Origin of the sequence: Streptomyces sp. PTY087I2 (genome assembly GCF_001687325.1) — a bacterium.
Classification (GTDB): Bacteria; Actinomycetota; Actinomycetes; order Streptomycetales; family Streptomycetaceae; genus Streptomyces.
Map to the genome: position 1 here is coordinate 1 of NZ_LZRD01000027.1, position 20926 is coordinate 20926.

The following is a 20926-nucleotide window of genomic DNA, read 5'->3' on the forward strand; positions in this document are numbered from 1 at the left end:
CCCCACCGAAATCGCCGCCGTAAAGGCCCACATGGCCAACCTCCGCACCCTGCTCAAACCCGTCTGACCCCAACCACGCCTGAACAACCCGCCACCGCCAGGCCTACCGCCCCCAGCAAGACCAACACACAGACCCCGACGGGACGAAAGCCACGACTCTCTCCTCCGAGAAACCCGCGCCCCACAGCCGGGCAGAGGGCAGAATCGCCACTGACGAACTCCAACTGCGACCACTACAACTCCAGGGGCGGTATGTCCGTTTCTCAAGAAGTGAGCAAAAACCGCTCCCGGAGCGCATAAAGCCGCAGGTCACGAACTGCGGTCCCCGCACGCGCGGGGGTGTTCCCGGGTGCAGTGGTCGGGGTGGTGGATGTCGCCGGCGGTCCCCGCACGCGCGGGGGTGTTCCCGCGCTCACCCTCACCGGCATCAGCCGCCCGTCGTGGTCCCCGCACGCGCGGGGGTGTTCCCCACCTGGCAGGTGTTCACCAGGCCGGAATCAGGTGGTCCCCGTACGCGCGGGGGTGTTCCCCACCTCCCGGCCGCAGTACGCGGTGGAGCGGACGTGGTCCCCGTACGCGCGGGGGTGTTCCCATCCTCGCGGCCGCCGACAGTGCGCCCGGAAGGTGGTCCCCGTACGCGCGGGGGTGTTCCCTCGACCTGCGCCGGGCCCCGGTCCGCCGGCCCGTGGTCCCCGCACGCGCGGGGGTGTTCCCCGCGGCGCGGAGCATGGAGCGCAGGAGCTCCAGTGGTCCCCGCACGTGCGGGGATGCTCCCATACAGCTACAGGGGATCTACGAGAGGACGAGCTACCTACAAGGGGTCGCCCCCGAAACATATGGGCGTGCGCTCCCGGGCCCTTCCGCGATCATGAGCCGATGAGCCGGATCAGCCAGGAATCCCAGGAATCCGCGGACGTCAGCGCGGCCATCGACGCCGAGCTCCAGTTGCTGGACCCCCGCGTCCGCGCGTCACGGTCGCTCGCCGCGCGCCTCCTCGACCCGGAGTTCGTCGAGGTCGGGGCCTCGGGGCGGCGGTGGACGTACGAGGAGATGCTCGCCGCCCTCCCCGAGCTGGACGGCGGGGGCGGGGCCCGGTTCGAGACCTCCCGGATGGGCGGGGTCGTCCTGGCCCCCGGGATCGTGCACCTCACGTACGAGACCGACTTCGGCGGGCGCCGGGCCCGTCGCAGTTCGCTGTGGCGCAGGCGGGACGGGGAGACGGGCTGGCGGATGTACTACCACCAGGCCACGCCCGTCCCGGTCGCCGAGTGACCGGCGCACGTCGGGGGCCCGGCATGAGCCTCCGCCCGGCCTCACCCCAACCCCTCCTCCACCAGCGCCGCCCACTGCGCCACCACCCGCTCCCGGCGGGCCGTGTCGTCCGTGAGGAGGTTGGCTAGGCCCAGGCCGCGGGCCATGTCCAGGAGGCCCTGGACCGTTTCTCGGGTGCCCGGGCGGGACTCGTCCGCGCCCAGGAGTTCGACGGCGATGCGGTGGGTCTCGCGGCCCACCCGCGCCTCCAGCTCCGTGACGCGCGGGCGGAGCTGGGCCTCGTTGGAGGCGGCCACCCAGAGCTGGAGCGCCGCCCGGAACAGCGGGCCCGTGTAGAGGTCGACCAGGGCCGCGACCACCTCCGCGCGGCCCTGCATCGGGAGCGCGCGCAGGGCGGCCGAGCGTTCCTCCGCCACGTACTCCACCGCACCCGTGAACAGGTCCTCCCGGGTCGGGAAGTGGTGCTGGGCCGCGCCCCGCGAGACGCCGGCCCGCTCCGCGACCACCGAGACGGTGGAGCCCGCCCAGCCGTGTTCGGCCAGGCAGGCCACCGCCGCCTCCAGGAGCCGTTGCCGCGTCGCCCGGCTGCGGTCCTGCTTGGGCGCGTGAGCGGCCCGGGAAGCAGAGAAGGAAGAGGTCACCGCACCCATGCCGGGTCCCGTCGTTCGAGGAAGGCCGTCATCCCCTCCCTCGCCTCGTCGGAGGCGAACAGCGCTGCTGATCGGGCGATGAGGTCTTCGGCGTACTGGTCGAAGCTCCTCAGCACCGTAGCCGTGACCAGCTCCTTCGATGCGGCCAGCCCCTGAGGTGAGGCCCGGCGCAGTCCGTCCAGGACCGGGACAAGGCCCTTCTCCACGTCCTCGGCAGCCACCGTGACCAGGCCGATCCTCGCCGCCTCCGCCGCGTCGAACCTCTCCCCGGTCAGGTAGTAGCGGTTCGCCGCCGTACGGTCCAGGCGCGGGAGCAGCGTGAGGGAGATGACCGCCGGGGCCAGGCCCAGGCGGGACTCGGTGAGGGCGAAGGACGACGCCTCGCCCGCCACCACGATGTCGCACGCCCCCAGCAGACCCAGGCCGCCTGCCCGGACATGGCCGGTCACCCGGGCCACCACCGGCTTCGGCAGCGCCACGATCTCCCGCATCAGGCCCACGAACGCCTCCGGGTCCGGCGGAGCCGTCAGGTCCGCCCCGGCGCAGAACGTCGACCCCGTGTGGGTCAGCACCACCGCTCGTACGGTGTCGTCGGCGGCACAGCCCGCCAGGGCCTCCCGCAACTCCCCCACCAGCGCCGCCGACAGCGCGTTGCGGTTGGCCGGGGAGTCCAGCGTCAGCGTCGCGATGCCCCGGTCCCGGGATGTGGCGATCAGGGTCACTGCTCCTCCGATGTTCCCGAATGATCCGTCTCCTCGCGGTCGCGCAGCTCGCGCCGGAGGATCTTGCCCGATGCCGCCCGGGGCACCGCCTCGATGAACTCCGCCAGCCGCACCTTCTTGTACGGGGACACGCGCTCGGCGACGTACGCCATCACGGCCTCCTCCGTCAGGCCCTCCGCCCCCGGTCCCCGGACCAGGAACGCCTTCGGGACCTCGTTGCCCTCCGCGTCGTACACCCCGATCACCGCCGCGTCCGCCACCGCCTCGTGCGTGAGGAGCAGCGCCTCCAGCTCGGCGGGGGCGACTTGGTAGCCCTTGTACTTGATCAGCTCCTTCACCCGGTCGACGACGTACAGCCAGCCCTCCTCGTCCACCCGGCCGACATCGCCCGTGTGCACCCAGCCGTCCTCGTCGATCATCGCGGCCGTGGCGTCCGCGCGGCCCAGGTAGCCCTTCATCACCTGCGGGCCCCGGATCAGGATCTCGCCGTCCGCCCCCGGCTCCGCGTCCTTCGCCGGGTCCTCCAGCGACACGATCCGCATCTCGGTGTTCGGCAGCAGCTTGCCGACCGTGCCCGGCGGCGGCTGCTCGACGGCGAGCGGCACCACGTGCGTACCGGGCGACAGCTCCGTCATCCCGTACGCCTGCCGAACCGGCGGCACCCCCAGCCTCGCCGAACACGCCTCCGCCAGCTCGGCGTCCAGCGGGGCGGCCGCGCTGACGATGTACTGGAGCGACGACAGGTCGTACTCCCCGACCAGCGGATGCTTCGCCAGGGCCAGCACAATCGGCGGAGCCACGTACAGGCCGGAGATGCGGTGCGTCTGGATGGCCTCCAGGAACTGCGCGAGGTCGAAGCGCGGCAGCACGACAACCGTCGAGCCGCAGCGCAGGGGCACGTTCATCAGCGCCGTGAGGCCGTAGATGTGGAAGAAGGGCAGGACGGCGAGGATACGGTCGCCCTCGCCCATGGGGATGAACGGTCTCAGCTGCTCCAGGTTGGTCGCGATCGACCGGTGCGTCAGCATCACGCCCTTGGGCGTGCCCGTCGTGCCGGAGCTGTACGGGAGGGCCGCCACGTCCTCGCCGGGGTCGATCGCGATCTCCGGCTCGGGGGCGGTGGAGGACAGCATGTCCAGGATGGAGGTGTGGCCCTCCGCCTGGTCGCAGACGTAGATCTCCCGCACCCCTCCTGCCAGTTCGGCTGCGCGGCGCGCCGTGGACAGGAGCGGGGAGACCGTCACGATCCACTTCGCCCCGCTGTCCGCGAGCTGCTTCGCGAACTCCTCGGGCGTGGCCAGCGGATGGACCGTCGTGACCGAGGCCCCGGCGCGGGTGGCCCCGTAGAAGACCGCCGGGTAGGCGATGGTGTTCGGGCTGTGCAGGGCGAGGACGTCGCCCTTCCTGAGCCCCGCCTCGGCCAGCGCGGCGGCGATCCGCCGGTGGAAACCGTCGAGTTGGGCGTACGTGAGGGAGGTGCCGTTCGTCCCGTCGATCAGGGCGACGGTGTCACCGAACCCGGCGGCCTCGCCGAGAACCGCGTCGTGGATGGGTGTGTCGAGAGCCGTTACATCTGCGTACTCGCTGCGGAACACCATGGCGGTCCCCTGTCGTCGCGGTGGCCCGCGCCGCCCGAGTGGCGGCGCGGGACGCCGTGCGGGTGTGGAGTGTGGAGGGTCAGAATCACCCCTGTGGGGGAGGGATGGGGAGGGGTCGGATGGGAGCAGATCAGGGAGATCGGCTAGTACGACTTCGGCAGGCCCAGCGACTGGTGCGACACGTAGTTCAGGATCATCTCGCGGCTGACCGGGGCTATCCGGGCCACCCGCGACGCGGTGATCAGGGACGCGAGGCCGTATTCGCGTGTCAGGCCGTTGCCGCCGAGCGTGTGCACCGCCTGGTCGACCGCCTTCACGCACGCCTCCCCGGCCGCGTACTTCGCCATGTTCGCCGCCTCGCCCGCCCCGATGTCGTCGCCCTCGTCGTACAGCCGGGCCGCCTTCTGCATCATCAGGCGCGACAGCTCCAGGTCGATGTGCGCGGTGGCGAGCGGGTGCGCGATGGCCTGGTGGGAGCCGATGGGGGCCTTCCAGACCTGGCGGGTACGGGCGTACTCGACGGCCTTGGCCAGCGCGAAGCGGCCCATGCCGATGCCGAACGCCGCCGTCATGATCCGCTCGGGGTTCAGCCCGGCGAAGAGCTGGAGCAGACCCGCGTCCTCGTCGCCGACCAGGGCGTCCGCCGGCAGCCGTACGTCATCGAGGACCAGCTCGAACTGCTTCTCCGGGGCGTGGAGTTCCATGTCGATCTGGTTCCGGCCGAACCCGGGGGCGTCACGCGGGACGATGAACAGGCAGGGCTTCAGCTTCCCGGAGCGGGCGTCCTCGGTCCGGCCGACGATCAGCGTGGCGTCGGCCATGTCGACACCCGAGACGAAGACCTTGCGGCCGGTGAGAACCCAGTCGTCGCCGTCGCGGCGGGCGGTGGTCGTGATGCGGTGGGAGTTCGATCCGGCGTCGGGCTCGGTGATGCCGAAGGCCATGGTGAGGGAGCCGTCGGCGAGCCCCGGCAGCCATTTCTGTTTCTGCTCCTCCGTGCCGAAGCGGGCGATGACCGTGCCGCAGATCGCGGGCGACACGATCATCATCAGGAGCGGTGAGCCAGCCGCACCCAACTCCTCCAAAACGATGGAGAGTTCGGCCATGCCGCCGCCCCCGCCGCCGTACTCCTCGGGAAGGTTCACCCCGAGGTAGCCGAGCTTGGCGGCCTCCGCCCACAGTTCGCCGGTGTGCTTGCCCTCGCGGATGACGGTGGTCATGTAGTCGCGCCCGTACCGCTTTCCGAGGGCGGCGACGGCTGCGCGCAGGGCCTGGTGCTCTTCGGTTTCGAGGGCGGTGCGTGCGGTGCTCATGCGGTCTCCTCCGGAACGGGTACGGGGGTGGTGGCGGCCGGGTCCTCCTGGACCACGGCGAGCAGCGCGCCGACCTCGACCTGGTGGCCGGGCGCGGCGTGCAGGGCGGTGAGGGTGCCGGAGGCGGGGGCGAGGATGCGGTGCTCCATCTTCATCGCCTCCAGCCAGATCAGCGGCTGCCCGGCCTCGACGGCGACCCCGGCGGCCAGGCCCTCGGCGAGGCGGACGACGGTCCCGGGCATCGGGGCGAGCAGGGAGCCGGGGGCGGTGTGCGTGGTGGGGTCGGTGAAGCGGGGCAGGGCGGTGAACGTGTACGAGGCGTCGGGGGCGTCGACGTGGACCCGGTCGGCGTGGGCAGTGATGGCGAAGTGCCGTGTCACGCCGTCCACTTCGAGGGTGACGCGGTCGGGGGTGACGGTCAGGACCCGGGTGCCGGGGGCCTCGTACGGTTCCGGGACTCCGGTGCGCGGGGTGCGGTAGGCGACCTCGTGTTCCGTGCCGTCGGGTTCGCTGCGGTAGCGCTTGCGCTGAGGCTGCGAGGGTACGTTGCGCCAGGCTCCGAAGCGGGCGGGGGCGGGGCGTCCGGGGTGCGTGGGACGTACGGCTTCCGGACCCTGTACGGCTCCCGGGCCCTGTACGGCTCCCGGGCCCTGTACGGCTTCCGGACCCCGTACGGCTTCCGGACCCCGTACGGCTTCCGCCAGAGTCGCGGCGAGGGCGGCCGTGGCGGAGTCACCGGTTCCCGGCCCGGTCAGCTCCGCCAGGTTCCGGTCGTAGAACCCCGTGTCCAGGCGGGCCGCCGCGAAGTCCGCGTGGCGCAACGACCGTACGAGCAGGTCGCGGTTGGTCACCGGGCCGTGGATCCGGGCCCGCTCCAGCGCGCGGGCCAGCAGCCGGACGGCCTCGGGGCGGGTCGGGGCGTGGGCGATCACTTTGGCGATCATCGGGTCGTAGTGCACGCCGATCGTGTCGCCGCCGGTGTACCCGGTGTCCAGGCGCAGACCGGGCCCCTCCGGCACCTCCAGGGTGAACAGCGCGCCTGTCTGCGGCTGCCAGTCCCGTGCCGGGTCCTCGGCGTAGAGCCGGGCCTCCACCGCGTGGCCGGACGGCTGCGGCGGCTCGGGGGACGGCAGCGGTTCGCCTTCCGCCACCCGCAGTTGCAGGGCGACCAGGTCGAGCCCGAACACGGCTTCCGTCACCGGGTGTTCGACCTGGAGGCGGGTGTTCATCTCCAGGAAGTACGGCCGGCCCTCGGCGGAGACCAGGAACTCCACAGTCCCCGCGCCCCGGTAGTCGACCGCCCGTGCCGCAGCCACCGCCGCCTCGTGCAGCCGGTCGCGCAGGACGTCGTCCAGGCCGGGCGCCGGGGCCTCCTCGATGACCTTCTGGTGGCGGCGCTGGAGCGAGCAGTCCCGGGTGCCGAGCGCCCACACGGTGTCGTGCGCGTCCGCCATCACCTGGACCTCGACGTGCCGGCCGCGCTCCACGTACGGCTCGGCGAACACCTCCCCGTCCCCGAAGGCCGACGCGGCCTCGGCCGCTGCCGCCAGCAACTCACCTGGCAGTGCGTCGAGTTCGCGAACGATCCGCATCCCGCGTCCACCGCCGCCGGAGGCCGCCTTGAGCAGCAGTGGCAGGTCGTCGGGTCCCGCCGTCGCCGGGTCCACCGGGACCAGCAGCGGTACCCCGGCCCCCGCCATCAGCTCCTTGGCCCGGGTCTTGGAGGCCATCAGCTCGATCGCCTTCACCGGCGGGCCCACCCACACGAGCCCCGCGTCCTGCACGGCGGCGGCGAACGCGGCGTTCTCGGAGAGGAAGCCGTAGCCGGGGTGCACGGCGTCCGCCCCGGCGGCCCGCGCGGCGGCCACGACGAGGTCGCCGCGCAGATACGTGTCGGCGGGGGCCGCGCCCGGCAGGCGTACGGCGAGGTCCGCCTCCCGTACGTGCAGGGCGTCGGCGTCCGCGTCGGAGTACACGGCGACCGTGGTGATGCCCAGGTCACGGCAGGTGCGGAAGATCCGGCAGGCGATCTCGCCCCGGTTGGCGACGAGCAGAGTATGGATCACGTCACTCCTCATGGGCGGGTCACATCCGGAAGACGCCGAAGCCGCCACGGGCGCCCTCGACCGGTGCGGTGTGGATCGCGGACAGGCACATCCCGAGGACGGTCCGGGTGTCGCGCGGGTCGATGACCCCGTCGTCGTACAGCCGCCCGGACAGGAACATCGGCAGCGACTCCGCCTCGATCTGCTGCTCCACCATGGCGCGCAGCCCGGCGTCCGCCTCGTCGTCGTACGGCTGCCCCTTTGCCGCGGCCGAGGCGCGGGCGACGATGGAGAGCACGCCCGCGAGCTGCTGCGGGCCCATGACGGCGGACTTGCTGCTGGGCCAGGCGAAGAGGAAGCGCGGGTCGTAGGCGCGGCCGCACATGCCGTAATGCCCGGCCCCGTAGGACGCGCCCATCAGGACCGACAGATGCGGGACCTTGGAGTTGGCGACCGCGTTGATCATCATCGCGCCGTGCTTGATGATGCCGCCCTGCTCGTACTCCTTGCCGACCATGTAGCCGGTGGTGTTGTGGAGGAAGAGGAGCGGAATGTCGCGCTGGTTGGCGAGTTGGATGAACTGGGCCGCCTTCTGTGACTCCTCGCTGAACAGCACCCCTTGGGCGTTGGCGAGGATGCCGACCGGATAGCCGTGGAGCCGCGCCCACCCCGTCACCAGGCTCGTCCCGTACAGCGGCTTGAACGCGTCGAAGTCCGAGCCGTCGACCAGGCGGGCGATGACCTCGCGCGGGTCGAACGGGGCCTTCAGGTCGCCCGGCACGATGCCGAGCAGTTCGTCCTCGTCGTACTTCGGCGGCTCGGCCGGGCCCGGATCGGTGTGCGCCTTACGCCAGTTGAGCCGGGCGACGATCCGACGGGCCTGGCGGATCGCGTCGTGCTCGTCCACGGCGAAGTGGTCGGCGAGCCCCGATGTACGGGCGTGCATCTCGGCCCCGCCGAGGGATTCGTCGTCGCTCTCCTCGCCGGTGGCCATCTTCACGAGAGGCGGTCCACCGAGGAAGACCTTGGACTGCTCCTTGATCATCACCGCGTGGTCGGACATGCCGGGGACGTACGCGCCTCCGGCGGTGGAGTTGCCGAACACGACGGCCACGGTGGGGATTCCGGCGGCGGAGAGCCGGGTGATGTCCCGGAAGAGCGCCCCGCCGGGGATGAAGATCTCCTTCTGGGAGGGCAGGTCGGCCCCGCCCGACTCCACCAGGCTGATGACGGGGAGCCGGTTGGCGAAGGCGATCTCGTTCGCGCGCAGGGCCTTCTTCAGCGTCCAGGGGTTCGACGCCCCGCCGCGTACGGTCGGGTCGTTGGCGGTGATCAGGCATTCGACGCCCTCGACCACCCCGATCCCGGTGACGAGCGAGGCCCCGACGGCGTACTCGCTGCCCCAGGCGGCCAGCGGCGACAGCTCCAGGAACGGGGTGTCGGGGTCGACGAGCAGCTCGATCCGCTCCCGGGCCGGAAGCTTGCCGCGCTTGCGGTGCCGGGTCACGTACTTCTCGCCGCCGCCCGCGAGCGCCTTGGCGTGCTCGGTCTCCAGCTCGGCGAGCTTCTCCGTCATGGTGGACCGATTCGCCGCGTACTCGGGACTGTTGGTGTCGAGCGCGGTGGGCAGGACGGTCATGCGGTCACCTCCGGGGCATCGATGCCTTCGAGCAGGGCTACGGGGATCGGCAGCCACCGGGACCGCAGCCACTCCCCCAGCGCCTTGGCCTGCGGGTCGAAGCGGGCCTGGGCGGCGACGCCTTCGCCCAGGAGGCCGTGGACGGTGAAGTTGAGGGCGCGGAGGTTGGGCAGGACATGGCGTACGACGGTCAAGTCAGCGGTCTCCGGCAGCAGTTCTTGCAGTCGCTCGACGGTCAGCTCGCGTGCCAGCCACCGCCACGCGTCGTCGTCGCGGACCCAGACGCCCACGTTGGCGTCGCCGCCCTTGTCGCCGCTGCGAGCGCCCGCGATGAGGCCGAGGGGGGCGGGGCGGGTGGGGGTGGCGGAGGGGTACGGATCGGGGAGCGGGGGTTCCTGGACGTCGACCAACTCCTGTGTCTGGGTGGGCGGTTCGATCGCCCTCCGGGTCCCGTCCGGCAGCACGGCGATGTGCTCGACATCGGCCGCCGGTACGGGCCGGGCCTCGAACACCCCGTAGGGCGCGCCCTTTCCGGGCGGGGCGGTGACGTGGAAGCCCGGGTAGCTGCCGAGGGCGAGTTCGATGGCGGCGGAGGAGACGGCGCGGCCGACCGCGTCGGCGTCCTGGTCGCGGACGACGAGCCGAAGCAGGGCGCTGGCCCGTTCCTCGGTGTCGGCGTCGGCGTGGTCGGTACGGGACAGTTCCCAGCGCACCTCGGCGGGCGGGCGGCCGCCGCCTCGCTCCAGGGCGTCGGCGAACTGGTCCTGTACGAGGAGGGCCTTGGCCTCGATGTCGAGACCGGTGAGGACGAAGACGACCTCGTTGCGCCAGCCGCCGAGCCGGGTGAGCCCGGCCTTGAGGGTGGGCGGCGGGGCCTCGCCGCGTACGCCGTCGATGCGGACCCGGTCGGGGCCGTCGGGGGTGAGCCGTACGGTGTCGAGGCGGGCGGTGACGTCGGGGCCGGCGTACCGGGATCCGCCGGTCTCGTAGAGGAGTTGGGCGGTGACGGTGGAGAGGTCGACGACCCCGCCCGTACCGTCGTGCTTGGTGATGACGGACGAGCCGTCGGCGTGGATCTCGGCGAGCGGGAAGCCGGGGCGGCGGAGGCGGGCGGGGTCGTGCTCGCCGAAGAAGGCGTAGTTCCCGCCGGTCGCCTGCGTACCGCACTCCAGGACGTGCCCGGCGACCACGGCCCCCGCGAGCGCGTCCAGGTCGTCCGGGCCCCAGCCGAAGTGGGCGGCGGCGGGCCCGGTGACCAGGGCCGCGTCGGTGACCCGGCCGGTGACGACGACATCGGCCCCGGCCCGCAGACAGGCGGCGATCCCGGAGCCGCCGAGGTAGGCGTTGGCGGTGAGGAACCCGTCCGGGACGGGCAGGCTGTCGCCCTCGACGTGCGCGACGGCGACGGGCACGCCGACTTTCTCCGCCAACTGCCTTACTGAGTCGGCGAGTCCGGCCGGGTTGAGGCCGCCCGCGTTGGCGACGATCTTCACCCCGCGCTCGTGGGCGAGGCCGAGCCCTTCCTCCAACTGGCGGAGGAAGGTGGTGGCGTATCCCTTCTGCGGGTCCTTGAGGCGGCTGCGGCCGAGGATGAGCATGGTCAGCTCGGCGAGGTAGTCACCGGTGAGGACGTCGAGGGGGCCGCCGGTGAGCATGTCGCGCAGGGCGTCGAAGCGGTCGCCGTAGAAGCCGGAGGCGTTGCCGATGCGGAGGGGCGCGGGGGCGGAGGGGCCGCTCATCGGGTCTCCCGCTCCGCGCTCGGCAGCCGGCCCGGTCCCGGCGGGCCGGCGAAGGCCTGGGCGATGCCGAGCCACTGGTCGGCCTCGCGGCCCTCGGCGGTGATCGCGAGGTCGGAGCGGTGGGCGCGCTGGGTGACCAGGAGGCAGAAGTCGAGGAGGGGGCCGGTGATCCGCTGGGCGGCGCCCTCGGGCCCGTACGCGACCATCTCGCCGTCCGGGGTGCGGAGTTCGACGCGGAACTCCTCCTCGGGCGCGGTGATCCCGCGTACCGCGTAGGCGTAGTTCCGGGCCCGTACGCCGATCCGGGCCACATGCCGGAGCCGGGCGGTCGGGGCCCGGGTGACACCCAGGGCGTCGGCGATGTCCTGGCCGTGGGCCCAGGTCTCCATGAGCCGGGCGGTCGCCATGGACGCGACGCTCATCGGCGGCCCGTACCAGGGGATCCGGGTGCCGGCCGGGGCGTCGCGGAGGACCTTGTCGAGCCGGGCCCGGCCCTCCCGCCAGCGGGCGAGCAGGGCGTCCGGGGCATGGGCGGCGACCAGGGCGTCGGCCGCCTCGTCGACGAAGGACTCGGGGGCGGCCAGGGCCTTGGTCACCTCGTCGCCGAACCGGTCCGGCTCGGTGGCCGCCAGCAGGGCGACCTCGTCGGTCCAGCTGAGATGGGCGATCTGGTGGGCGACGGTCCACCGCTCGGCGGGCGTCGGCCCGCGCCAGCCGGGCTCGTCCAACGCCCCCACCAGCTCGTCGAGTTCGTCGCTCTCTTCGCGCAGATCGTCGATCACGGCTACGACAGCGGACACGTGCGCTCCCCTCGGGACCGGGTGTGGTGCCCAGGAGCATGGCAGCGCACCAGGAAACAATCAAGCACGCTTGCATGATTTTCTGCCCGCAGACCGCCGGGACGACGCCCACCGCGCCGGCCCGCCGGTCACTCGTCGCCGGTCACTAGCCGCTCGGTCAGTCGCCGCCCATGGCCGCCTTCGCCATCTGCTCCGTCGTGCTGGCCCCGTCGAGGGCCTCGCGCACGATGTCCGCGTGACCGCTGTGGTGGGCGATCTCGCGGAACGCGTGCAGCAGGACGTGCCGGACGGTCCAGACGAGGGGCTCCGGCGGCGACCAGGGATAGCGCGGGAGCGTGATCGCCCGGTCGAGATCGGGTTCCTCGCGGACGGCACGGTCGAAGGCCTCCGCCCCGGCCCGGAACGCGTCGAGGTGACCGGCGAGGGTTTCGTCGTCGGTCATGCGGTTGCCGTCCGGATCGAGGTCGGCCCAGCCGACCTCGGGGGCGGCGGTGCCGTCGATCACGGACAGCCAGTTGCGCTGCACCTCAGCGAGGTGCTTGACGAGGCCGCCGAGGGTCAGCTCGCTCACGGTCGACCGGGTGCGGGCCTGCTCGTCGGTGAGCCCGGCGACCGTGTAGAGGAAGTTGGTGCGCTGGTCGGCGACCATGACCAGCAGGTCTTCGCGTTCACCGGTCTTCGGGGCGCTGCCGGTCGGTCCGGTCGGTTCCATGGCGTGCCTCCTGGGGCGCAGGATGGGGGTCGATCCGGCGACTCTAGAACCGGGCACCGTACGGACGAAGGTATTCCGGCGGCGGCTCGGCTGTCGGGCGCGTTAGCCTCCGTCGATGACTGCCGAAACCCGCCCGCTGACCGTCCTGTTCGACGCCGACAAGCTGATCCTGGAACTGCGTCACGACGCGGAGGGCGCGTACCACGCCTTCCCCGGCGGGCTCTCCGCCGCCGCTGACGCCCCGCGCGTCGCCCTGCCCCTGGCGGAGGCCCTGCACGCCCGCATCCGGCCCGCCGGGACGGCGGAGACGGTTCTGCGCGCCTGGTCGGAGGGCGCGGCGCCGGAGGGCCCGGTGGCTCTGGTCGACCCCGCGGCGGTGGAGCCGGTACGGGTACGGGCCGGGGCGGTCGTCATCCGCGACGGGGCCGTGCTCCTGATCCGCTTCACCGACGAGGACGGGTCGTCGCACTACGAGATCCCGGGCGGCGGGGTCGAGGAGGGCGAGACGCCGGAGACGGCCGTCGTACGCGAGCTGGACGAGGAGACCGGCCTGACCGGGACCGTCGGGCCCCAGGTGGCCCGCGTCTGGAAGGACGGCCGCCACGAGCACTACTTCCTGGTGTCCGCCACGGGCGAGGTCGGCCCGCCGGAGACGCTGGACAACTACGGCGGCACCCCGGTCTGGGTCCCCGTGGACCGCCTGCCCGCCACCCCGCTCTGGCCCCGGCGGCTGTCCTGGCGTATCGAGCACTGGCACCGGACGGGGTGGCCCGAGCGCCCGGCGGAGCTGGCCGACTCCATCACGGAGCTGGGGCCGCCGTGCGGGTGGTGAGGGGCGTGCGAGCCCTCGGCGCGGGGCTCGTCAGCGTTTGACGCGATTGCGGACGGCCAGGGCCGTCAGGCCGCCAGGCCCAGGCAGCACCAAGCACCACGGTGGTGAGCACGGTGGCCACGAGCCGGCCCAGGGCGGGGGGCGCCAGTGGTGTTCCTCGGCCAGGGTGCGGCGCGGAGTCAACGCGCTCCCCCGCGTAGCCCGCCCGAGCGGTACGGGGTCGGGGCGAAGGTGCAGACGCCTTCGCGCCGTATCCGGTCCAGGCGAACGGCCCCCGGCGCACACGGGGAACGCCCGGGCCCGACCGTACCGGCTCACGCAAGAAGGGGCCCCGCTCGCGCGCGAAGCCCCCGGTTCGCTCCTACGCCCCCGCCTGCCCCGCCTCGTCCAGGACGGCACGGGGAACACCCAGCTGCGGCAGCTCCAGGTGACGGGTCCCCGTGGGGACGGACACCTCGCCGGAGTGGACCAGGTCGGAGAGGTCCACCTCCAGGGTGCGGACCGCTTCCACCAGGTCGGCCGCCGCCTCGAGGGCGGGATCTCTCATGGTCAGCGCGCCGGGCACCGTGCGCTGCCAGAGGGTGTCGTGGCGGTCCCAGCCGAGTCGGCCGAGCCGCTCGGGGTCGGGAAGGCCAGGGGTGCCGACGGGGGTCTCCAGCCGGAGGGCATCGGTGTAGGACGTGGCGGCGGCGACGGCGAAGCGGAGAGGGTCGCGGGCGGAGGACAGACGAAGGCTGAAGTCGCCGGGAAATTCGAACACCTCGGCGCAGAGGGCCTGAAGTGCGCTGCCCAGCCGCGCCTGGGCGTCCTCCCAGTCCCGCACGGGCTTCGAGGGCTCGGGAGGGGAGAGATCCGCGCGGGCCGAGCCGCGCCACAGATCCGGCTGCCCCGGGCGGAACTCGGCGCCCCGGTCGGTGCAGAGCAACTGGAGGATCACGCAGCCCTCGTCCAGCGTGACGGCCACACTGGTTCCCGGCCGGTGCCACACCGCTCGGAGGCCCGGACCCGCCAGGCGGGTGGGCGGCCCGCCGAGGGCGTACGCGGTGACCTCGCGGGCGGTCTGGGCGAAGTGGAACTCGTGGGAGTGGTCGTCGTCGTAGGCGATGCCGTAGGAAAGGTTGATCTCCAGTCCCAGCACCTGCTCGGGGTCCTCGGCCGCCACGGTCAGCACCCCGACGCCCTGGCGGGGCCCCTGGGGATGGCCGCCCAACTCCCATGCCACCTCGGGACGGCGGCCCCGCGCCAGGTCCGGCGGGCTTCCGCCGGGGGTCACGGGCCGCACCTGCCACCCCAGCGAGTCGAGCGCGGCCCGCACCTCCGGCAGCCGCCAGGTGCCCATGTCGAGCGGGAGCAGTTCGTCCAGCAAGCGCTGGAACCGTGTCTCGGAGTCCCAGCCACGGTACGCGTCTGTCGTCATCCGGGTAACCCTATGGCGGAGCCTTCACCGGCCGTCGGGCGGCCGACGGATACCTTCCCGCCGAGCGGCCGACGCCCGGCGGGAAACCAACTACCGCCCGCCTCCCCCGCCTTCCGGCCGCGGCCTCGCGGCGGCGGCCTTCCGGTGCCACGTCCGCGCCTGACGGAAGTGCCCCGCCTGTTCCGAGAGTTCCGCCAGCCGGGTCATCGCCGCCACGTGCCCGGCCTCGGCCGCCTTCTCGTACCAGCCTTGTGCCGCGTAGAGATCACCCTTCCGTTCCCCGGTGCGCCCCAGCGCCATCATCGATTCGACGTCACCCTTCCGCGCGTCCTTGATCACCTGGGCCCTGAGCATGTCGAGAATCTCGGAGCGGCTGAGCAGTCCGGCGAGCAGGCGACCGCCCTCGGGGTCGCCCGCGTCGAGCGACCTGCGGTACCAGGTCTTCGCCGCCTCCCTGTCGCCCTGTTCCAGGAAAATGATCCCGAGGGTGTTCATCGCGGCGGTGGAACCCCCGTCCGCTGCCCGACGGGCCCATCGCTCGGCCTCCACGACCTCACCCCGCCGGTGGAGCAGCTGCCCGACGGTGTACGCGGCGTCGGCGTGCCCCGCCTCGGCGGCCCGGCGGAACCAGTCCTCGGCCTCCGCGTCGGAACCCCGCTCCTCGTACAGGGCCCCGAGGGTGGCCATCGCGGACGCATTGCCTCCCTCGGCCGAACGCCGGTACCAGTGGAAGGCCTCGGTATGGTCCCCCCGCGACCGCAGGGCGAACGCGACCATCTCCATCGCACGCACGTGCCCCGCGCCGGCGGCCGCCCGTAGCAGCTGCTCGGCCTCGTCCCGCCGTCCCCACTGGTGGAGCAGCGCGCCAAGGGCGACGGGGGCATCGGGGTGCCCCTTCTCCACCGCCCGGCGCAGCCACCGCTCGGCGCCTTCCTGGTCCTGGTGATGACCGAGATACACGCCGTACCGGGTCATTCCGGCGGCATCCCCTGCCTCGGCGGCCTCACGCAGGGCCTCCGCCCCGCCGCCCCTCGGTCCCTGCCCCTTCGACCTCCACCGCATGGACATCCCCCTTGAGATCACCGGCGCTCGGCCGTCCCTCAAGATTCAGGACGAAGCTCTGCCCGCCCCGGGTTCCCACCATGTCCGCCCGGCCGCCCGGCCGTTGGATGCGAGCCGCCTCGGCCCGGACGCACGGCTGCTGCCGCGAGCCGCCTCGACCCGGCGGACCGCGCCTCACACCTCGCGTCGTGGTGCCGCGCCCGTCCGGCTGCGTACCGCCCCGATGCTCGCGCCGATCACCAGGGCGATGGCGAGGGCGTCCGTCGTGGAGAGGGCCTGGTCCAGGATCAGGAAGCCCGCGCCGGCGGCGATGGCCGGTTCCAGGCTCATCATCACCGCGAACGTGGGTGCGGGCAGCCGGCGCAGGGCCATCAGCTCCAGGGTGTACGGGAGGACCGAGCTGAGGACCGCCACCGCCGCGCCGAGCGCCATCGTGGACGGGACCGTGAGCTTCGCCCCGGACTCGATGATGCCGAGCGGCAGCGAGAGGACCGCGGCGACCACCATGGCCAGCGCCAGCCCGTCCGCCTGCGGGAAGCGGCGGCCGGTGCGGGCGCTGAACACGATGTACGCCGCCCACATCGCCCCGGCCCCCAGGGCGAAGGCCGCGCCGAGCGGGTCGAGGCGGTCGAAGCCGCCGCCGCCCAGCAGGACCACGCCGACGAGGGCCAGCCCGGCCCACAGGACGTTGATCAGGCGGCGGGAGGCGAGCACCGAGAGGGCGAGCGGGCCCAGCACCTCCAGGGTGACGGCGATACCGAGCGGGATCCGGTCCAGCGCCAGGTAGAAGAGCGTGTTCATGCCGCCCATCGCGACGCCGAAGGCCAGCACCGTGCCCCAGTCGGCACGCGAGTGGCCGCGCAGCTTCGGGCGGCAGATCACCAGCAGGATCAGCGCGGCGGCCGCCAGCCGCAGGGTGACGACGCCCAGCGCGCCCGCCTTCGGCATCAGCAGCGCCGCGACCGCCGAGCCGAACTGGACGGACAGCCCACCGGCGACCACCAGCGCGATCGGCGCCAACGCCGCCCGGCGGTCGGCCCAGGACCGTCCGGCGCCTTCGAGTGCCGTCACCGCTTCAGGTACGGCGACGGCTGCGGCGGCCGGTTCGGCGGCGCTGCGCTGGTCGTTCACGGGGGCCTTCCGGGGGGAGGGAGGGACGAGCGGGGTAGTTCACTTCAATGCACTGGACGGTACAGGATGAGGAACTGTGGCCGCCACGGGTTTCCCTTCACGGTAAGGACCGCCGCGCGTTCCGTGAAATGCCGGTCACGCTCTCGTTATGCTTCCCGCGCATGAACGAGGAACCCTCCACCGGCCGCCCCGTGGAACTCCGGCATCTGCGGGCCTTCCTCGCGGTCGCCGACGAGCTGAACATCACGCGCGCCGCCGCCCGCCTCCGGCTGACCCAGCCCGCCGTGTCCCGCACCCTCGCCGCGCTGGAGCGGCACCTCGGGGTCCGGCTCGTCGACCGTTCCACCCACCACCTCGCCCTCACCCCCGACGGCGTCGCCTTCCGCGACAAGGCCGCCGCCGCGGTCGCCGCCTTCGACGAGGCGCTGGACTCCGGGCGGCTGCGCACCTGGCCGCTGCGGCTCGGGCACGCCTGGTCCGCGTTCGGGCCGTACACCACACCGCTGCTGCGCACCTGGCAGGAACGCTTCCCGGGCACCCCGCTGGAGCTGCTGCGGATCGACGACCGCACCGCCGGGCTGACCCGGGGCGAGGTCGACGCGGCGCTGCTGCGCGGGCCGGTGGACGCGCCGGGGCTGGTCGCCGAGGTGCTGTTCACCGAGGTGCGGGTGGCGGCGGTGACCGCGGACGGGCCGCTCGCGGCGCGCGCCTCGCTCGAACTCGCCGATCTCGCGGACGGCCCGGTCGTCCTGAACACCGTCTCCGGCACCACCACCGTGGACCTGTGGCCGCCGCACGCCCGCCCGGCCGCCACCCTCACCGTCGGCAACACCGACGACTGGCTCACCGCCATCGCCGCCGGCCGCGGCAGCGGGGTGTCCACCGCGTCGACCGCCGAGCTGCACCCGCACGCGGGGGTCGCCTACGTCCCGCTCGCCGACGCCCCCGGCGTCCCGGTCCTCCTCGCCCGCCGCGACGCACCCGGCCACCCGGCCCTCCCCCAACTGGCCGCCCTCGCCCGCGAGATCATCGCCCGGGGCCGGCCCCACTGACCAACGGTCCGGATCCGGGGAGGGCCTCCGCGATCACCTCCGCGAGGTGCCGGGCCCGGCGGCCGGCCAGCTGGTCGAGCTGTGTGCGGCAGGAGAAGCCGTCCGCGAGCAGTTCCGTCCCGGGTGCCGACTCCCGTACGGCGGGGAGCAGCCGCTCCTCCGCGCAGGCGACCGACACCTCCCAATGGCCCTTCTCGAAGCCGAAGTTGCCCGCCATCCCGCAGCAGCCGCCGCTGAGTTCGCCGGTCAGGCCCAGCCGTTCGCGCAGTCGCCGCTCCGCCGCGTCGCCGAGGACCGCGTGCTGGTGGCAGTGCGTCTGGCCTGCGGCCGGGCGGTCCAGGCGGGGTGGCGTCCAGTCGGGGGCGTACTCCTCCAGGTACTGGGCGAACGTCCTTACAGCAGAGGCCAGTTCGGTGGCACGCGGGTCGTCGGGGAGGAGTTCGGGCAGATCCGTGCGGAGGGTCGCGGCGCAGCTCGGCTCCAGGACGACGAGCGGACCGCCGGGGAAGAGGTCCAGCCGGTCCAGGGTGCGGCGCATCACCCGGCGCGCCGCGTCGAGCTGCCCGGTCGATACGTACGTGAGCCCGCAGCACACCCCGCGTGGCGGCGGCAGCACCGTACGCCCCGTCGCCTCCTCCAGGACCCGCACCGCCGCCCGGCCCACCTGCGGGGACAGATGCTCGGTGAAGGTGTCCGCCCAGAGGTGCACCACCCGGTCCGAGGAGAGGACGCGCGTCCCCTTGCCGTGCCGCTCCCGCAGCCACCGGCTGTACGTCTCCGTCGCCAGCACCGGGATCGTCCGCTCGGGTGCGATGCCCGCCAGCCGCTTCGCGAGCGCGGCGAGCGGGCGCAGCCGGGCGAGGGCGTTGAGCGGGCGGGCGAAGGGGCGCGCGAGGCGCAGCCACTGCGGGAGGCGGCCCATCGCGTAGTGGGCGGCGGGCCGGAGCCTGCCCCGGTAGCGGTGGTACAGGAACTCCGCCTTGTACGTGGCCATGTCGACGCCCACCGGGCAGTCGCTGCGGCAGCCCTTGCAGGAGAGGCAGAGGTCGAGCGCGTCCCGGACCTCCGTGCTGCGCCAGCCGTCCGTGATGACCTCGCCCGCCAGCATCTCATGCAGGAGCCGGGCCCGGCCCCGGGTCGAGTGGGCCTCCTCGCCCGTCGCGCGGAAGGACGGGCACATGACGCCCGCGCCGCTCGCCTGTGTCGTACGGCACTTGGCGACGCCGACGCAGCGGCGGACCGCGCCCGTGAAGTCCCCGCCGTCCTGCGGATAGCCGAACTCCACGTCCACCGGCCGTTTCGGGAGGACGGCGAAGCGGAGGTTCGTATCGAGGCGGTCCGGGCGGGCCAGCATCCCCGGGTTCAGGCCGCCGTCCGGGTCCCACAGATCCTTGAACTTACCGAAGAGCGCGACGAGTTCGTTCCCGTACATCCGGGGCAGCAGCTCCGCGCGCGCCTGCCCGTCGCCGTGCTCGCCGCTGAGGGAGCCGCCGTGCGCGACGACGAGATCGGCCGTCTCCTCGGAGAACCGGCGGAAGCGGGCCACCCCGGCCTCGGTGATCAGGTCGAAGTCGATGCGGACATGGATGCAGCCGTCGCCGAAGTGGCCGTACGGGGTGCCGCGCAGGCCGTGTTCGGCGAGGAGGGCCCGGAAGTCCCGGAGGTACGCGCCGAGTCGGGCGGGCGGGACCGCGCAGTCCTCCCATCCCGGCCAGGCCTCACTGCCGTCGGGCATCCGGGTCGCGGTCCCGGCGGCGTCCTCGCGGATCCGCCACAGCGCCCGCTGCCCGGCCGGGTCGGTGACGACGGTCCCGTCCACCGCGTCGGCCGCCCGCAGGACGCGTTCGGCGTGGGCGCGGGCCTCGGCCGGGGTGGACCCGCCGGTCTCGACGAAGAGCCAGGCGGCCCCGCGCGGCAGCGGCCCGGACGGTTCGCGTACGAGGTCGGCGGCCATGCCCTCGACGGTGAGCGGGCCGTACGGGAGGAGGCCCGGGGCGGCTTCGGCGGCGGCGGACTCGTCGGCGTACCCGAGGACGGCCAGGGCGCGGGCGGGCGGCGCCTCGACCAGGCGCACGGTGGCCTCGGTGACGACGCCGAGGGTGCCCTCGCTGCCGCAGAACGCCCGGACCGGGTCGGGGCCGCCGGGGTGTTCGGGGAGCAGGGCGTCGATGGCGTACCCGGAGATGCGGCGCGGGAGTTCGGGGTAGCCGGTGCGGAGGAGGGCGAGGTGGGAGGCGACGAGTTCGCTCACGCCCCGGGGGCCGTGGGACGCCCCCGCCCGGCGGGCGCCGGCGCCCGCCGGGCCCGTGCCGCTCACCTGTTCCAGGCGCAGCGCCTCACCCCCGTACCGGACCACCGATAGCGCGCGCACGTTGTCCGCCGTCGTGCCCCAGGCGACCGAGTGCGCGCCGCAGGAGTTGTTGCCGATCATTCCGCCGAGGGTGCAGCGGCTGTGGGTGGACGGGTCGGGGCCGAAGGTCAGGCCGTGGGGTGCGGCGGCGGCCCGCAGATCGTCCAGGATCACGCCGGGCTGGACGACGGCGGTACGGGCGGCCGGGTCCAGGTCGAGGATCGTGCGCAGATGGCGGGTGAGGTCGAGGACGAGGCCAGTGCCGGTGGCCTGCCCGGCGATGGACGTGCCGCCGCCGCGCGGGACGACCGGCACCCCGAACTCCTGGCAGACCGTCAGCGCGGCCGCGATGTCGTCGGCGTCGCGCGGGGCGAGCACGCCGAGGGGGACGCGGCGGTAGTTGGACGCGTCCATCGTCGTCAACGCCCTGGCGGCGGGCCCGAAGTCGCTCGCGCCCCGCACGGCGGAGCGCAGCGCCGCGACGAAAGCAGGGGAGGGCGGGGAGGCCGCGGCAGGTGGTCCGGTGGGCGCTCCGGTATGCGGTCGATGTTGTTCGGCCATTCCCTCAGCATGCCGCCGGTACAGATGAACT

General features: G+C 73.4%; 16 protein-coding genes and 1 CRISPR repeat array. Of the genes, 3 read left to right on the top strand and 13 right to left on the bottom strand.

Features of this window, described 5'->3' with window-relative positions; all coding sequences use genetic code 11:
* Positions 1–320: 320 nt before the first annotated feature.
* Positions 321–775: direct repeats of the CRISPR family, unit length 27 nt; unit sequence GGTCCCCGCACGCGCGGGGGTGTTCCC.
* A 101-nt stretch (positions 776–876) separates the two neighbouring features.
* The gene (locus A3Q37_RS27445) at positions 877–1272 is read left to right on the top strand and encodes a DUF4440 domain-containing protein (protein ID WP_065488307.1); all 396 of its coding nucleotides are present in this window, start codon (positions 877–879) and stop codon (positions 1270–1272) included.
* Between the two features lie 41 nt (positions 1273–1313).
* Here A3Q37_RS27445 and A3Q37_RS27450 read toward each other — a convergent pair whose 3' ends face one another.
* The 9 genes from A3Q37_RS27450 to A3Q37_RS27490 form a co-directional block, all read right to left on the bottom strand.
* Positions 1314–1922 carry a TetR/AcrR family transcriptional regulator gene (locus tag A3Q37_RS27450; protein ID WP_065488308.1) on the bottom strand — a complete coding sequence of 203 codons (609 nt, stop codon included), beginning with the start codon at positions 1920–1922 and terminating at the stop codon, positions 1314–1316.
* Positions 1910–2644: an enoyl-CoA hydratase family protein gene (locus A3Q37_RS27455; protein ID WP_065488309.1), complete on the bottom strand. Its 735-nt coding sequence runs from the start codon at positions 2642–2644 to the stop codon at positions 1910–1912. The genes A3Q37_RS27450 and A3Q37_RS27455 overlap by 13 nt, the downstream gene beginning before the upstream one ends.
* Positions 2641–4242, bottom strand: coding sequence for a 4-coumarate--CoA ligase family protein (locus tag A3Q37_RS27460; protein ID WP_065488310.1), 1602 nt, complete (start codon positions 4240–4242; stop codon positions 2641–2643). Before A3Q37_RS27460 ends, A3Q37_RS27455 begins: the two co-directional genes overlap by 4 nt.
* A 143-nt stretch (positions 4243–4385) precedes the next feature.
* On the bottom strand, positions 4386–5555 hold the full coding sequence (locus A3Q37_RS27465) for an acyl-CoA dehydrogenase family protein (protein WP_065488311.1): 1170 nt from the start codon (positions 5553–5555) through the stop codon (positions 4386–4388).
* On the bottom strand, positions 5552–7633 hold the full coding sequence (locus A3Q37_RS27470) for a biotin carboxylase N-terminal domain-containing protein (RefSeq protein WP_176711521.1): 2082 nt from the start codon (positions 7631–7633) through the stop codon (positions 5552–5554). Before A3Q37_RS27470 ends, A3Q37_RS27465 begins: the two co-directional genes overlap by 4 nt.
* A gap of 7 nt (positions 7634–7640) precedes the next feature.
* Complete coding sequence (locus A3Q37_RS27475; protein WP_065488313.1) at positions 7641–9239, bottom strand: acyl-CoA carboxylase subunit beta; 1599 nt, start codon at positions 9237–9239, stop codon at positions 7641–7643.
* A complete protein-coding gene (locus A3Q37_RS27480; RefSeq protein WP_065488314.1) occupies positions 9236–10978 on the bottom strand; it encodes an acyclic terpene utilization AtuA family protein in 1743 nt (580 codons plus the stop codon). Before A3Q37_RS27480 ends, A3Q37_RS27475 begins: the two co-directional genes overlap by 4 nt.
* Entirely contained in the window at positions 10975–11778 is an 804-nt protein-coding gene (locus A3Q37_RS27485) for a TIGR03084 family metal-binding protein (protein ID WP_065488315.1), read from the bottom strand. Before A3Q37_RS27485 ends, A3Q37_RS27480 begins: the two co-directional genes overlap by 4 nt.
* Positions 11779–11935: 157 nt before the next feature.
* The gene (locus A3Q37_RS27490) at positions 11936–12490 is read right to left on the bottom strand and encodes a DinB family protein (protein ID WP_065488316.1); all 555 of its coding nucleotides are present in this window, start codon (positions 12488–12490) and stop codon (positions 11936–11938) included.
* A 115-nt stretch (positions 12491–12605) separates the two neighbouring features.
* Between A3Q37_RS27490 and A3Q37_RS27495 the strand changes: the two genes are divergently transcribed.
* Positions 12606–13322, top strand: a complete 717-nt coding sequence (locus tag A3Q37_RS27495; RefSeq protein WP_065488317.1) for an NUDIX domain-containing protein — start codon at positions 12606–12608, stop codon at positions 13320–13322.
* Between the two features lie 361 nt (positions 13323–13683).
* Here A3Q37_RS27495 and A3Q37_RS27500 read toward each other — a convergent pair whose 3' ends face one another.
* The 3 genes from A3Q37_RS27500 to A3Q37_RS27510 all read right to left on the bottom strand — a co-directional run bounded on the left by A3Q37_RS27500 (position 13684) and on the right by A3Q37_RS27510 (position 16932).
* A complete protein-coding gene (locus A3Q37_RS27500; protein ID WP_065488318.1) occupies positions 13684–14739 on the bottom strand; it encodes a hypothetical protein in 1056 nt (351 codons plus the stop codon).
* A 90-nt stretch (positions 14740–14829) separates the two neighbouring features.
* On the bottom strand, positions 14830–15801 hold the full coding sequence (locus A3Q37_RS27505; protein WP_176711522.1) for a tetratricopeptide repeat protein: 972 nt from the start codon (positions 15799–15801) through the stop codon (positions 14830–14832).
* A gap of 174 nt (positions 15802–15975) precedes the next feature.
* A complete protein-coding gene (locus A3Q37_RS27510) occupies positions 15976–16932 on the bottom strand; it encodes a DMT family transporter (protein WP_065488320.1) in 957 nt (318 codons plus the stop codon).
* Between the two features lie 161 nt (positions 16933–17093).
* On the opposite strand from A3Q37_RS27510, the gene A3Q37_RS27515 reads away from it, so the two are divergent.
* Positions 17094–17984: a LysR family transcriptional regulator gene (locus A3Q37_RS27515; RefSeq protein ID WP_065488321.1), complete on the top strand. Its 891-nt coding sequence runs from the start codon at positions 17094–17096 to the stop codon at positions 17982–17984.
* Here A3Q37_RS27515 and A3Q37_RS27520 read toward each other — a convergent pair.
* Positions 17959–20748 carry an FAD-binding and (Fe-S)-binding domain-containing protein gene (locus A3Q37_RS27520; RefSeq protein ID WP_255311970.1) on the bottom strand — a complete coding sequence of 930 codons (2790 nt, stop codon included), beginning with the start codon at positions 20746–20748 and terminating at the stop codon, positions 17959–17961. The two genes, A3Q37_RS27515 and A3Q37_RS27520, sit on opposite strands and share 26 nt — an antisense overlap.
* Between the last annotated feature and the right edge of the window lie 178 nt (positions 20749–20926).

Excerpts from the sequence above, each read along its gene's own strand:
- A3Q37_RS27480 (WP_065488314.1), bottom strand. The coding sequence starts at position 10,978 with ATGAGCGGCCCCTCCGCCCCCGCGCCCCTCCGCATCGGCAACGCCTCC.
- A3Q37_RS27460 (WP_065488310.1), bottom strand. The coding sequence starts at position 4,242 with ATGGTGTTCCGCAGCGAGTACGCAGATGTAACGGCTCTCGACACACCC.
- A3Q37_RS27490 (WP_065488316.1), bottom strand. The coding sequence starts at position 12,490 with ATGGAACCGACCGGACCGACCGGCAGCGCCCCGAAGACCGGTGAACGC.
- A3Q37_RS27520 (WP_255311970.1), bottom strand. The coding sequence starts at position 20,748 with ATGGACGCGTCCAACTACCGCCGCGTCCCCCTCGGCGTGCTCGCCCCG.
- A3Q37_RS27450 (WP_065488308.1), bottom strand. The coding sequence starts at position 1,922 with ATGGGTGCGGTGACCTCTTCCTTCTCTGCTTCCCGGGCCGCTCACGCG.
- A3Q37_RS27470 (WP_176711521.1), bottom strand. The coding sequence starts at position 7,633 with ATGAGGAGTGACGTGATCCATACTCTGCTCGTCGCCAACCGGGGCGAG.
- A3Q37_RS27465 (WP_065488311.1), bottom strand. The coding sequence starts at position 5,555 with ATGAGCACCGCACGCACCGCCCTCGAAACCGAAGAGCACCAGGCCCTG.
- A3Q37_RS27505 (WP_176711522.1), bottom strand. The coding sequence starts at position 15,801 with ATGCGGTGGAGGTCGAAGGGGCAGGGACCGAGGGGCGGCGGGGCGGAG.
- A3Q37_RS27495 (WP_065488317.1), top strand. The coding sequence starts at position 12,606 with ATGACTGCCGAAACCCGCCCGCTGACCGTCCTGTTCGACGCCGACAAG.
- A3Q37_RS27500 (WP_065488318.1), bottom strand. The coding sequence starts at position 14,739 with ATGACGACAGACGCGTACCGTGGCTGGGACTCCGAGACACGGTTCCAG.
- A3Q37_RS27445 (WP_065488307.1), top strand. The coding sequence starts at position 877 with ATGAGCCGGATCAGCCAGGAATCCCAGGAATCCGCGGACGTCAGCGCG.
- A3Q37_RS27515 (WP_065488321.1), top strand. The coding sequence starts at position 17,094 with ATGAACGAGGAACCCTCCACCGGCCGCCCCGTGGAACTCCGGCATCTG.
- A3Q37_RS27475 (WP_065488313.1), bottom strand. The coding sequence starts at position 9,239 with ATGACCGTCCTGCCCACCGCGCTCGACACCAACAGTCCCGAGTACGCG.